Consider the following 12,666-nt stretch of genomic DNA (forward strand, 5'->3'; position numbering starts at 1 on the left):
TGCGGTCCTGCGAGGTCCGACAAACCCTGCCGTGGGGGGAGTTGGCCGGACTGCCGCTGTCCGTTCACTTCACCCGCGGTGCGCACACCGAGAGGCCCGCCCCTGGTGGGGCGGGCCTCCGGCAGATGTACGTCAGGGGGCTTGCAGGTCCACCAGTTCGGCCAGCGTCGCGCGGTGGGCTCCCGCCGTGCCGTACGCGATCGAGTCCGCCTTGGCCCGCTTCAGATAGAGGTGAACCGGGTGCTCCCAGGTCATCCCGATGCCCCCGTGCAGTTGGAGGGCCTCCTCGGCGGTGTGGACGGCGACGGACGCCGCGTACGCCTGGGCGACGGCGACCGACACGTCGGTGTCCGCGCTGCCGGTCGCGAGCGCGTCGGCGGCGGCGCGGGCGGCGGCACGCGTGTTGACGACCTCCAGCCACAGCTGCGCGAGCCGGTGCTTGAGCGCCTGGAATCCGCCGACAGGCCGGTTGAACTGCTTGCGTTCCTTGAGGTAGCGGACCGTCTCGGTCAAGCACCAGTCGGCGAGGCCGAGTTGCTCGGAGGCGAGCAGTCCCGCGCCGCTGCGCAGGGCTCGTCGTACGGCCGGTTCGGCGGCGCCGAGGCGACGTGCCCGCACCCCGTCGAAGGCGACCGTGGCGAGCGGTCGGGTGAGGTCGAGGGACACCTGCGGGGTGACCGTCACGGCGTCCCCGTCCACGGCGTACAGCCCGCCGTCGTCCGCCGGAACCAGCAGCACGTCGGCCACCGCCGCGTCCGCGATCCCCGTCAGCTCCCCGTACAGGAAGCCGTCCTCGTTCCGTACGGCCCGGTGGGCGCCGCCGGGTGCCACGGACAGCGCGACGGCGAGCGCGCCGATCGTCCGGCCCGACGCCAGCGCCGTCAGCAGCCCGGCGGCTTCCTCGCCCTCGCAGGCCAGCAGCGCCTCGGTGGCGACGACGGCGCTGGTCAGATACGGCACCGGCGCGACCGCACGCCCCAGCTCCTCCAGCACCACGGCGACTTCGCGGTGGGTGGCGCCCTGGCCGCCCAGCGCCTCGGGCACGAGCAGGCCCGCCAGGCCCATCCCGTCCGAGAGCGCCTTCCACAGCTCGGGGTCGTGCGGGGTGTCGGTCTCGGTGCGGGTGATGACGCCCGCCGCGTCGCAGTGGTCGGAGAGGAGGTCGCGGACGGCGGCACGCAGCGCCTCTTCCTCCTCCGAGTACAGCAGATCGGGCTGGGTGGCTTGCGTTGTCGTCGTCATCATCGGGTCAGGTCCTTCCACGCGACGTCCTTGTCGGTGCGCGGCTCGGACGGCAGGCCCAGCACGCGTTCGGCGACGATGTTCAGCAGGACCTCGCTGGTCCCGCCCTCGATGCTGTTGCCCTTGGAGCGCAGATAGCGGTAGGCGGCCTCGCGGCCGGTGAAGTCGACCAGTTCCGGTCGGCGCATCGTCCAGTCGTCGTACAGCAGGCCCTCCTCGCCGAGGAGTTCGACCTCGAGGCCGCTGATCTCCTGGTTGAGGCGGGCGAATCCGAGCTTCATGCCGGAGCCCTCGTGGCCGGGCTGGCCCGCGACGAGCTGCTGGCGCAGCCGTTCGCCGGAGAGCCGGGCGACCTCGGCCTCCACCCACAGCCTCAGCAGCCGCTGGTGCAGATCGTGGGTGCGCAGTTCGGGACGCTCGCGCCAGGTCCTGGAGACCGGGCCGATCATGCCGCCCTCGCGCGGGATGCGCATACCGCCGATGGAGACGCGCTCGTTCATGAGCGTGGTCTGCGCGACCCGCCAGCCGTCGCCTACCTCACCCAACCGGTGCGCGTCGGGAATGCGGACGTCGGTGAGGAAGACCTCGTTGAACTCGGCCTCGCCGGTGATCTGGCGCAGCGGCCGCACCTCGACGCCCGGGTCGCTCATGTCGCAGATGAAGTACGTGATGCCGCGGTGCTTGGGCACGTCCGGGTCGGTGCGGGCGATGAGGATGGCCCAGCGGGCGAGGTGGGCGCTGGAGGTCCACACCTTCTGCCCGTTGACCACCCAGTTGTCGCCCTCCCGGACGGCGCGCGTACCGAGCGCGGCCAGGTCGGACCCGGCGCCGGGCTCGCTGAAGAGCTGGCACCAGACCTCCTCGCCGACCCACAACGGCCTGAGGAAGTCCCGCTTCTGCTCCTCCGTGCCGAAGCCGAGGATGGTCGGCGCGGCCATGCCGAGGCCGATGCCGATGCGCCGCGGGTCGTTGTCGGGGGCGCCGGCGGCCTCCAGTTCGGCGTCCACGACGGCCTGGAGGGTGCGTGGGGCGCCGAGCCCGCCGAGGCCCTCGGGGTAGTGCACCCAGGCGAGTCCGGCGTCGAAGCGGGCCTTGAGGAAGTCGAGGCGGTCCGTGGTCGCGGGCGGGTGCGCCGCCAGCAACTCCTTCGTACGGGTGCGCAGTTCGGCTGCGTCGGTCATGCGGCTGCTCCGTTCTCGAGAGAGGGCACCACGACGACCCGGCCGGTGGTGACACCGTCGCCGACCCGCTGCACGGCGGCCGCGCCGCCGCCCAGCGGCACGCGCTCGCTGACCAGCGGCTTGATGGCACCGCGCGCGGCCAGCTCGGTGAGCTGCTCGTGGCAGTGCTGGATCAGCTTGGGGCTCTTGGTGCCGTACAGACCCCAGTGCAGGCCGAGGATCGCGTAGTTCTTCACCAGGGCGTGGTTGAGCGCCGGGCTGGGGATCGAGCCGCTGGCGAAGCCCACGACGACGATCCGGCCCTCGAAGGCGACGACCTTGGTGGACTGGGTGTACGCCTCACCGCCGACGGGGTCGTAGATCACGTCGGCGCCCCGGCCGCCGGTGGCTTCCTTCACGGCGGCGATGACGTCCTGGGTACGCCGGTCGATGACGACGTCGCAGCCCAGCTCGCGCGCCACGGCCACCTTGTCGGCCCCGCCGACCACGCCGATGACCGTGGCGCCGGCCGCCTTCCCCAGCTGCACGGCCGCGCTGCCGACCCCTCCGGCAGCGGCGTGGACGAGCAGCGTCTCACCGGCTTCGAGACGGGCCCGGCGGTGCAGACCGAACCACCCCGTCTGGTAGCCGATGTGCAGGGCGGCCGCCTCGGCGTCGTCGAGGGTGTCGGGCGCGGGCAGCAGGGCGGCGGCGTCCGCGACGGCGTACTCGGCGAAACCGCCGTGCGGCAGCGCGGGGTTGGCCAGCACGCGGCGTCCGTCCTCGGTCTCGCCGCAGATCTCCACACCGGGCGTGAACGGCAGTGGCGGCCTGACCTGGTAGTGCCCGCGGCACATCAGCACGTCCGGGAAGTTGATGTTCGCCGCGCGTACCTTGAGCAGGACCTGTCCCTCACCGGGCACCGGTCGCTCCACGTCCTGGAGCTGCATCACCTGGCTCGGTTCGCCGAGTTGGTGTACTTGCCATGCCTGCATGCGGGGCCTCCACGGGACTGCTCTGTCTGACCGGGCTCGACCGCATACTAAGCGGTCGCTTGCCGATCAGGGAACAGTCATGTGCGTCACGCCCTCACGAGCGGGCCGGACGCGCCCTCACATGCATCCGCTCCCCCTGTGGCCCGAAGAGGCTCAGGAACTCCACGGGCCCCTCCCCCGTCGACCCGAACCAGTGCGGCACCCGCGTGTCGAACTCGGCGGCCTCCCCCGGACCGAGCACCACATCATGATCGGCCAGCACGAGCCTCAGCCGCCCCGACATCACGTACAACCACTCATAGCCCTCGTGGGTCCGGGGTTCCGGCTCGAGCTTGCGCTGCGGTTCGAGCACCTTGTACGCCTGGAGTCCGCCGGGCTGCCGGGTGAGCGGCCAGTGGGTGCGACCGCCGCGCACGATCGGCTGGGCGCGTACCCGCGGGTCGCGCACCGGGGGCGCGCCGACCAGTTCGTCCAGCGGCACCTCGTGGGCCCGGGCGATCGGCAGCAGGAGCTCCAGACTGGGCTTGCGCAGCCCCGACTCCAGCCGCGACAGCGTGCTCACGGAGATACCGGTCGCCTCGGACAGGCCGGCGAGTGTCGCGCCCCGCTCCTTGCGGATGCGCCGTAGCCTCGGCCCGACCTCGGCCAGCACCTCGTCCGTCCGTGCGTCGTCATCCATATCCTTGCTCATGCCCATATTGCAGATTCGGCAAAGACGTTTGTCAATGCGGCACCGGTCGGGCGACCGTCTGCGGTGGAGGTGGTCACCATGACCGACATGACCGAGAGGTACGAGGCCGTCGTCGTCGGAGGCGGCGCGGCCGGCCTGTCCGCCGCACTGGTCCTCGGCCGGGCCAGGCGCCGCACGCTCGTCGTCGACGCGGGCGAGCCGCGCAACGCGCCCGCCGCGCATCTGCAGGGCTATCTGACCCGGGACGGCATGCCGCCCGCAGAGTTCCTCGCCGCGGGGCGCGAGGAGATCGCGCGGTACGGCGTCGAGCTGGTCCGGGACCGGGCGGTGGATGTGTCCCGGCAGGACAACGGCGAGTTCCGCGTGACGCTCGCGGCCGGACGGACCGTGCACGCCCGGCGCCTGGTCCTCGCCACCGGGCTGGCGGACGAGCTCCCGACGGTCGCGGGGGTCGCCGAGCGCTTCGGGCGGGACGTGCTGCACTGCCCGTACTGCCACGGCTGGGAGGTCCGCGACAGGTCCTTCGGGGTGCTGGCCACCACGCCGATGAGCGTCCACCAGGCGCTGATGGTCTCCCAGTGGTCGAAGGACGTCACGCTGTTCCTGCACACGGTCACCGAGGCGGAGCTGACGGCCGACGACACGCGACGGCTCGCCGCCGCCGGGGTCGTCGTGGTGCCCGGTGAGGTCGCGGGGCTCGTCGTCGAGGGCGACCGGCTCACGGGGGTCCGGCTCACGGACGGCGCCGTCCATGACCGCTCGACGCTCTTCGTGGCGCCGCGCGCGGTCCCCCGCAACGACCTGTTCGAGCGGCTGGGCGCCGAGCTGCGCGAGACCCCGTTCGGCACGTACCCGGTGGTCGACGAGACGGGCCTGACGACCGTGCCCGGCGTCTGGGCGGCGGGCAACGCGGTGGGCTTCGCCGAGCAGGTCGTGAACGCCGCGGGCGCGGGCTACCGGGCGGCGGCCACGCTCAACGGCGAGCTGCTCTTCGCCGACCTCGACGCCGTCCAGGACAGGTCCTGGCCGCGGAGCTGAACCGCCCGGGTGTGGACGGCGCCCCTCCGTAGCACCATGGCTCCATGCTGCTCGCCCGGCTCGCCCATGTGTCCCGGGAGGTCGCCGCCACCTCGGCGCGGTCCCGGAAGACCGCCCTGCTCGCCGAGCTGTTCCGGGACGCCGACGCGGACGACGTGCCGATCGTGATCCCGTATCTGGCGGGCCGTCTCCCCCAGGGGCGGCTCGGTATCGGCTGGAAGCTGCTGAGCGGGCCTGTGCCACCCGCGCCCGAGCCCTCGCTCACGGTGCGGGACGTGGACGCCCGGCTCACGGAGGTCGGCGCGGTCACGGGCGCCGGCTCGCAGGCGGAGCGCAGGCGGCTGATGGACGAGCTGCGGGCGGCGGCCACCGAGGACGAGCAGCGGTTCCTCTTCGGGCTGCTCACCGGTGAGGTGCGGCAGGGCGCGCTGGACGCGGTCGCGGTCGAGGGGCTCGCCGAGGCGACCGGCGCGCCCGCCGCGGACGTACGGCGGGCGGTGATGCTCGCCGGATCGCTGCAGACGGTGGCGCGGGCGCTGCTGGCGCACGGCCCGGGGGCCCTGGACGGCTTCCGGCTCACGGTGGGCCGCCCGGTGCTGCCCATGCTCGCGCACAGCGCCACGTCCGTGTCCGAGGCCGTGGAGAAACTGGGCGCGTGTGCCGTCGAGGAGAAGCTCGACGGCATCCGCGTACAGCTGCACCGCGACGGCGACGACGTACGGATCTACACCCGCACCCTCGACGACATCACCGACCGGCTGCCCGAACTCACCTCCGCCGCGATGGAGTTGAAGGGCACCCGGTTCATCCTCGACGGCGAGGTGATCGCGCTGGACGAGGACGGGCGGCCACGCTCCTTCCAGGAGACGGCCGGGCGGGTGGGCTCGCGGGTGGACGTGGCCACGGCCGCGAAGAGCGTGCCGGTCTCCCCCGTCTTCTTCGACGCGCTGTCGGTCGACGGGCGGGATCTGCTGGACCTGCCGTTCGCCGAACGGCACGCGGAGCTGGCGCGGCTGGTGCCCGAGCCGATGCGGGTGCGGCGCGCCCTCGCCCACGGGCCCGAGGACATCCCCCCGGCACGACGATTCCTCGCCGAGACGCTGGAGCGCGGTCACGAAGGCGTGGTGGTGAAGGCCCTGGACGCCCCCTACAGCGCGGGCCGGCGCGGGGCGTCGTGGCTGAAGGTCAAGCCCGTGCACACCCTCGACCTGGTGGTCCTGGCGGCCGAGTGGGGCCACGGACGGCGCACCGGCAAGCTCTCCAACCTGCACCTCGGGGCCCGCGCCGCGGACGGTTCCTTCGCGATGCTCGGCAAGACCTTCAAGGGCATGACGGACGCGATGCTGACCTGGCAGACCGAGCGCCTCCAGGAGCTGGCCGTCGAGGACAGCGGCCACGTGGTCACCGTACGGCCCGAACTCGTCGTGGAGATCGCCTACGACGGTCTGCAGAGGTCCACCCGCTACCCGGCCGGGGTCACCCTGCGCTTCGCCCGCGTGGTGCGCTACCGCGAGGACAAGACGCCCGCGGAGGCCGACACGGTCGAGGCCCTGCTCGCCGCATACCCGGAGGTGGCCCCGTGACGGGGAAGCGCAGTGCGGGACTGCTGCTGTACCGGCGCACCGACGACGGCCCGGAGGTGCTGCTCGGCCATATGGGCGGCCCCTTCTTCGCGCGGCGGGACGCCGGGGCGTGGACCGTGCCCAAGGGCGAGTACGAGCCCGACGAGACCGCCTGGGACGCGGCGCGCCGGGAGTTCCAGGAGGAACTGGGGCTGCCGCCGCCCGACGGCGAGGCCGTCCCGCTCGGCGAGGTCACGCAGAAGAACGGCAAGGTCGTCACGGCCTGGGCGATCGAGGCGGACCTCGACCCGGCGACCGTGGTCCCGGGCACCTTCGAGATGGAGTGGCCGCCGAAGTCGGGGCGGCGCCAGGAGTTTCCCGAGCTGGACCGGGTGGAATGGTTCGGCCTGGACCGGGCCGGGGCGCTGATCGTGCCGGCGCAGGCGGCGTTTCTCGAGCGGCTGGCGGAGCACTCGGACTGAGAACGCCCTCCGCGTTGCGCCGCACCGCGCCGCACGGGAGGGTCGGAAAACAGGCTCGAGGAACAGCCCGCTTCAGGAGGTCGGCCATGCCCATCGCGACGGTGAACCCGGCGAACGGCGAGACGCTCAAAACGTACGACGCGCTCGGCGCCGAGGAGATCGAGCGCAGGCTCGCCACGGCCGAGACCACGTTCCGCGACTATCGCACCACGTCCTTCGCCGAGCGCGCACGGCTGCTGCACAGGGCGGCCGACCTCCTTGACGAGGAGCGGGACGACATCGGCCGGGTGATGACCACGGAGATGGGCAAGCCCGTCAAGCAGGCCCGCGCGGAGGCCGCCAAGTGCGCGAAGTCGATGCGCTGGTACGCCGACCACGCCGAGGAGCTGCTCGCCGACGAGGAGCCCGCCGACTCCGACGTCAAGGACTCCGGCGCCTCCCGCGTCCTGGTGCGCTACCGGCCGCTGGGCCCGGTGCTGGCCGTCATGCCGTGGAACTTCCCGCTCTGGCAGGTGGTCCGATTCGCCGCGCCCGCCCTGATGGCGGGCAACGTCGGCCTGCTCAAGCACGCCTCGAACGTGCCGCAGACCGCCCTCTATCTGGAGGACCTGTTCCGCCGGGCGGGCTTCCCCGAGGGCTGTTTCCAGACGCTGCTGATCGGCTCGGGCGCCGTGGAGGGCATCCTGCGCGATCCCCGGGTCAAGGCGGCGACGCTGACCGGGAGTGAACCGGCGGGGCGCGCGGTGGCCTCCGTCGCCGGGGACGAGGTCAAGAAGACGGTGCTGGAGCTGGGCGGCAGCGATCCGTTCGTCGTCATGTCGTCCGCCGACGTGGACCGGGCGGCGAGGACCGCGGTGACGGCCCGGGTGCAGAACAACGGGCAGTCGTGCATCGCCGCCAAGCGGTTCATCGTGCACACGGACGTGTTCGACGCCTTCGCCGAGCGCTTCACGGCGGGCATGAAGGCGCTGAAGGTCGGCGATCCGCTGGACGAAGCCACCGACATCGGCCCGCTCTCCACCGAGCAGGGCCGCGGTGACCTGGAGGAACTCGTCGACGACGCGGTGGAGAACGGCGCCACCGTGCTCTGCGGCGGCGAGCGTCCCGAAGGCTTCACGGAGCACGGCTGGTACTACGCGCCGACCATCCTCACCGACATCACCCCCGAGATGCGCGTCCACCAGGAGGAGACCTTCGGGCCGGTCGCCACGCTCTACCGCGCCGCCGATCTGGACGAGGCGGTGGCGCTCGCGAACGACACGCCGTTCGGGCTGAGTTCGAACGTATGGACGAACGACGAGGCCGAGGTGGACCGGTTCGTGCGCGACCTGGAGGCGGGCGGCGTGTTCTTCAACGGGATGACCGCCTCCCACCCGGCTTTCCCGTTCGGCGGGGTCAAGCGCTCGGGCTACGGACGTGAACTGTCGGGACACGGAATCCGCGAGTTCTGCAACATCACCACCGTATGGCACGGAGCGTAAGCGTTCCGCAGCTACGATCCCCCTGTGAACCGCGAAGTGACCCTGCCTCTGATCGTCGACGACCGCGGCACGTTGCAGGTGGCGGCCGCCGACGTCAGCAAACTGCTGCGCACGGTGGGCGGCCGATGGCTGCACCTGGTGGAGGCCGGCCAGGACGGACTCGACGAGGACACGGTGGCGACACTGACCATCGAACTCGCCAAGCTCGCCGACCGCATCGACGTGGCCTGCATCGCGCACAGCAGCGGGACGACGTCCGACTGACGGCGCGCGTTCGCCCGGTCCGCGCGCCGGGCCGACGCGCCCTCAGGTCGGCCGCTGGTCGAGTTCCCACAGGGCGTGCCAGAACTTCGCCTCGTAGCTCTGCAGCAGCCGCCCGTACCTGAGGACCTCGGTCTCCCCGATCCGCCCCGCGTCCAGCCCCGCCTGTACAGCCGTGAGCGCCTTCCGCTCCAGCTCCGGGGCGGGTGCCGCGAAGAAGTCGAAGAAGCCGCACACCTCGCCGCCGAAGCCGTAGTGACGGCGCAGGGCTTCGGCGATCGCCGCGCAATAGCCGCCCCACGTCGTGAAGTTGCCGCTCAGGGCGAGCACCACGTCGGCCGGTGAGCCGTTCAGGGCCAGCCAGGCGACGTACGCGGGATAGGCCTGGCAGTCCGCGAGCGGCTCGTAGGCCGCCACCCGCGCCTCGTCCACCCCGCAGGCGGCGGCGAACACATCCAGTCTGTCCTGGGCCAGAGCCTCACCCTCCGCGAGCATGGCGAAGAAGGCGGCGCTCCGCGGCTCGACGTCCGGACGCTCGGCCAGATGCAGGAACGCACGGCGGTCCGCGGCGATCACATGGCGCTGTTCCAGGGCGAGGGCGGCGAGCGTGGAACGCTGGGCCGCGCCCCGGGCGATGAGGGGCAACAGCCGGTTGGCGTGGGGGTCCGGGGCGAGCTTCCCGGTGGTGTCCTCCAGCAGTTCCCTGGCCGTGCGCACCATGGCGTACTCCTTCGGTTCGGCCGTCCCGGGGCCTCTTCCCTCGCACTCCCGCGTCCTCCCAAAAATCCCCGGAATGGAGTAACCCGACGCGAGATCCCCACGCTTCCGGGTGATCGTGGGTGGACCACCCCGGTGGGTGAACCGCCCCCGTGGGTGAACCACTCTTCCGCCGGGGGACGAGAGTTCCCCGGAAGGCGAAAGAAGGCGCGCGTCATGGCGACTTTGTGCAGACCTTCGGTCTCCGTGCCGGAATACGTGATCACGATGGAGGAGACGCTGGAGCTGGCTCGCTCCCGTCACGAGGACCACCCGCAACTGCCGTTGGCACTCCGACTGATCGAGAACACTGGTGTCCAAACCCGGCACATCGTGCAGCCCATCGCGGAGACGCTGAAACACCCGGGCTTCGAAGAACGCAACAAGGTCTACGAGAGTGAGGCCAAGGCCCGCGTCCCCGCCGTCATACAGCGGGCGCTGGACGACGCCGAGCTGCTCACCACCGACATCGACATGATCATCTACGTCTCGTGCACCGGGTTCATGATGCCCTCGCTCACGGCCTGGCTGATCAACACGATGGACTTCAGCAGCGACACCCGGCAAATACCCATAGCCCAGCTGGGCTGCGCGGCAGGCGGCGCCGCGATCAACCGGGCCCACGACTTCACCACGGCGTATCCCGACGCCAACGCGCTCATCGTGGCCTGCGAGTTCTGCTCGCTCTGCTACCAGCCGACCGATCTCAGCGTCGGCTCGCTGCTCTGCAACGGCCTGTTCGGCGACGGCATCGCCGCCGCCGTCGTCCGCGGCAACGGCGGCACCGGCGTCCACCTGGAGCGCAACGGCTCCTACCTGGTCCCCAAGACCGAGGACTGGATCATGTACGACGTCCGCGCCACGGGCTTCCACTTCCTGCTGGACAAGCGGGTTCCCGGGACGATGGAACCGCTCGCCCCCGCCCTCCACGCCCTCGCGCGACAGCACGACTGGGACGCCTCCGACCTGGACTTCTACATCATCCACGCGGGCGGCCCCCGGATCCTCGACGACCTCAGCAAGTTCCTCGAGGTCCCGCCGGAGGCCTTCCGGTTCAGCCGGGCCACCCTCACCGAGTACGGGAACATCGCCAGCGCCGTCGTCCTGGACGCGCTGCGCCGGCTGTTCGACGAGGGCGGCGCCGAGCACGCCGCGCGCGGACTGCTCGCGGGCTTCGGCCCCGGCATCACCGCGGAGATGGCCCTGGGCCGCTGGCGCGACGGCAGCAACGAGACGGTGTGAACGAGATGACCGAGAAGACGATGCCCGGGCCACTGCCGCCTGTCCGGCACTGGCCCGCCCTCGACCTGAAGGGCGTGGACTTCGACCCGGTCCTGACCGAGCTGATGCGCGAGGGACCGGTCACCCGGATCCAGCTGCCCAACGGCGAGGGCTGGGCCTGGCTGGTGACCCGACACGACGATGTGCGCATGGTCGCCAACGACCCACGGTTCAGCCGCGAGGCGGTCATGGACCATTCGGTCACCCGGCTCGCCCCGCACTTCATCCCGGTCCGCGGCGCGGTGGGCTTCCTGGACCCGCCCGACCACGCCCGGCTGCGCCGCTCGGTGGCAGCGGCCTTCACGGCACGCGGGGTGGAACGGGTCCGCGACAAGGCCCGACGCACGCTCGACGTGATGGTCGACGAGCTGCTGCGGATCGGACCGCCCGCCGATCTCACCGAGGCGATCCTCACCCCCTTCCCCATCGCGGTCATCTGCGAGCTGATGGGCGTCCCGGCCGACGACCGGCGGGGCATGCACACCTGGACGCAGCTGATCCTGTCCTCCGCGCACGGCGCCGAGGTCAGCGAGAAGGCCAAGGACGAGATGGGCGCCTACTTCAGGAAGCTCATCGGCGCCCGGAACGACAGCAGGGACGAGGACGTCACCTCGCTGCTGGGCGCCGCCGTGGGCCGGGACGAGATCGGTCTGGAGGAGGCCGTCGGACTCGCCGTCCTCCTCCAGATCGGCGGCGAGGCGGTCACGAACAACAGCGGGCAGATGTTCTACCTGCTCCTGACCCGCCCGGCGCTGGCCGACCGGCTGCGCTCCGACCCTCGGATCCGCTCCCAGGCCATCGACGAGCTGCTGCGCTACATCCCGCACCGCAACATGGTCGGCCTGTCGCGGATCGCGAGGGAGGACGTCGAGATCAGGGGCGTACTGATCCGGGCCGGCGATCCGATCTACGTCTCGTACCTGGCCGCCAACCGCGACCCGGAGGTCTTCCCGGACCCGGAGCACATCGACTTCGGGCGCAGCCCCAATCCGCACGTGGCGTTCGGCTTCGGCCCGCACTACTGCCCGGGCGGGATGCTGGCCAGGCTGGAGTCGGAACTCCTGGTCGAGGCGCTTGTGGACCGGCTGCCGGGACTGCGGCTCGCCGTCCCCCCGAGTCAGGTCCCGTTCAGGAAAGGCGCGTTGATCCGTGGCCCCGAGGCTCTGCCCGTGACGTGGTGAGCGCGATGACCATGACCGAAGGACTCCTGGTACCACCGGGTCACGGCCGGATCGTGCAGACCCCCGCCCAGCACGTGACGTTCAAGGTGACCGGCTCGCACTCGCGCACCGCCTCCACCTTCGAGGTGCTGGTACCGCCCGGGTTCGACGTGGGCGCCCATGTGCACACGCGCAGCGAGGAGCTGTTCTACGTGCTCGAAGGGGAGCTGGACGTGCTCGCCTTCGAGCCTCGGATCCGGACCCCCGACAACTGGCAGAAGTGGGAGTCGAGTTCGGGCAACCGGGTGGTGCGGGCAACCCCGGGCACGGTCATCGTCGTGCCCCCGGGCTGTCCCCACGCCTTCTCCAACCCCACCGAGGACCAGGCGAAGATGTTCTTCCAGGCCTCCCCGCCCCCGGACCACGAGCGCTACTTCGAGGAGCTGCTCGAGATCCTGAGGGACGGGGGCCCGCCGGACCACGCGGCCATCGAGGAACTGCGGGCGAGGTACGACATCGAGCAGCTCACCCCTCTGAAGCTCCGGTGAGGGCGGCGC

The 12,666-nt window shown here is 71.6% G+C and carries 13 protein-coding genes; 8 read left to right on the top strand and 5 right to left on the bottom strand.

All coding sequences use genetic code 11. The features are described from left to right. Positions 1 to 132 precede the first annotated feature (132 nt). The 4 genes from FNV62_RS10790 to FNV62_RS10805 form a co-directional block, all read right to left on the bottom strand. Positions 133 to 1,245, bottom strand: a complete 1,113-nt coding sequence (locus FNV62_RS10790; RefSeq protein ID WP_225900229.1) for an acyl-CoA dehydrogenase family protein — start codon at positions 1,243 to 1,245, stop codon at positions 133 to 135. Further along, positions 1,242 to 2,423: an acyl-CoA dehydrogenase family protein gene (locus tag FNV62_RS10795; RefSeq protein ID WP_143612774.1), complete on the bottom strand. Its 1,182-nt coding sequence runs from the start codon at positions 2,421 to 2,423 to the stop codon at positions 1,242 to 1,244. The genes FNV62_RS10790 and FNV62_RS10795 overlap by 4 nt, the downstream gene beginning before the upstream one ends. After that, positions 2,420 to 3,397, bottom strand: coding sequence for an NADPH:quinone oxidoreductase family protein (locus FNV62_RS10800; RefSeq protein WP_054228942.1), 978 nt, complete (start codon positions 3,395 to 3,397; stop codon positions 2,420 to 2,422). Before FNV62_RS10800 ends, FNV62_RS10795 begins: the two co-directional genes overlap by 4 nt. Before the next feature lie 94 nt (positions 3,398 to 3,491). Then, entirely contained in the window at positions 3,492 to 4,088 is a 597-nt protein-coding gene (locus tag FNV62_RS10805; protein WP_371649029.1) for a helix-turn-helix domain-containing protein, read from the bottom strand. Positions 4,089 to 4,175: 87 nt separating this feature from the next. Between FNV62_RS10805 and FNV62_RS10810 the strand changes: the two genes are divergently transcribed. From FNV62_RS10810 to FNV62_RS10830, 5 genes are all read left to right on the top strand, one after another. Continuing rightward, complete coding sequence (locus FNV62_RS10810) at positions 4,176 to 5,126, top strand: NAD(P)/FAD-dependent oxidoreductase (protein ID WP_143651995.1); 951 nt, start codon at positions 4,176 to 4,178, stop codon at positions 5,124 to 5,126. A gap of 44 nt (positions 5,127 to 5,170) precedes the next feature. Beyond that, positions 5,171 to 6,709, top strand: coding sequence for an ATP-dependent DNA ligase (locus tag FNV62_RS10815; protein WP_143612775.1), 1,539 nt, complete (start codon positions 5,171 to 5,173; stop codon positions 6,707 to 6,709). Beyond that, the gene (locus tag FNV62_RS10820) at positions 6,706 to 7,170 is read left to right on the top strand and encodes an NUDIX domain-containing protein (RefSeq protein ID WP_143612776.1); all 465 of its coding nucleotides are present in this window, start codon (positions 6,706 to 6,708) and stop codon (positions 7,168 to 7,170) included. The genes FNV62_RS10815 and FNV62_RS10820 overlap by 4 nt, the downstream gene beginning before the upstream one ends. Positions 7,171 to 7,256: 86 nt before the next feature. After that, complete coding sequence (locus FNV62_RS10825) at positions 7,257 to 8,651, top strand: NADP-dependent succinic semialdehyde dehydrogenase (RefSeq protein ID WP_143600902.1); 1,395 nt, start codon at positions 7,257 to 7,259, stop codon at positions 8,649 to 8,651. A 24-nt stretch (positions 8,652 to 8,675) separates the two neighbouring features. After that, on the top strand, positions 8,676 to 8,915 hold the full coding sequence (locus FNV62_RS10830; RefSeq protein ID WP_054228947.1) for a DUF6213 family protein: 240 nt from the start codon (positions 8,676 to 8,678) through the stop codon (positions 8,913 to 8,915). A gap of 42 nt (positions 8,916 to 8,957) precedes the next feature. On the opposite strand, the gene FNV62_RS10835 is transcribed toward FNV62_RS10830, so the two are convergent. Beyond that, a complete protein-coding gene (locus FNV62_RS10835) occupies positions 8,958 to 9,632 on the bottom strand; it encodes a transcriptional regulator (RefSeq protein ID WP_097283726.1) in 675 nt (224 codons plus the stop codon). A 213-nt stretch (positions 9,633 to 9,845) separates the two neighbouring features. Between FNV62_RS10835 and FNV62_RS10840 the strand changes: the two genes are divergently transcribed. Genes FNV62_RS10840 through FNV62_RS10850 form a run of 3 tightly spaced genes read left to right on the top strand, consistent with a single transcriptional unit; the run spans position 9,846 to position 12,657 of the window. Beyond that, positions 9,846 to 10,910, top strand: coding sequence for a type III polyketide synthase (locus FNV62_RS10840; protein WP_054228949.1), 1,065 nt, complete (start codon positions 9,846 to 9,848; stop codon positions 10,908 to 10,910). A gap of 5 nt (positions 10,911 to 10,915) precedes the next feature. Beyond that, entirely contained in the window at positions 10,916 to 12,130 is a 1,215-nt protein-coding gene (locus FNV62_RS10845) for a cytochrome P450 (RefSeq protein ID WP_143651996.1), read from the top strand. Positions 12,131 to 12,135: 5 nt separating this feature from the next. Beyond that, positions 12,136 to 12,657: a cupin domain-containing protein gene (locus tag FNV62_RS10850; RefSeq protein ID WP_097283727.1), complete on the top strand. Its 522-nt coding sequence runs from the start codon at positions 12,136 to 12,138 to the stop codon at positions 12,655 to 12,657. Positions 12,658 to 12,666: the final 9 nt, after the last annotated feature.

Source organism: Streptomyces sp. RLB3-17, from assembly GCF_007113425.2.
Taxonomy (GTDB): Bacteria; Actinomycetota; Actinomycetes; order Streptomycetales; family Streptomycetaceae; genus Streptomyces; species Streptomyces mirabilis_D.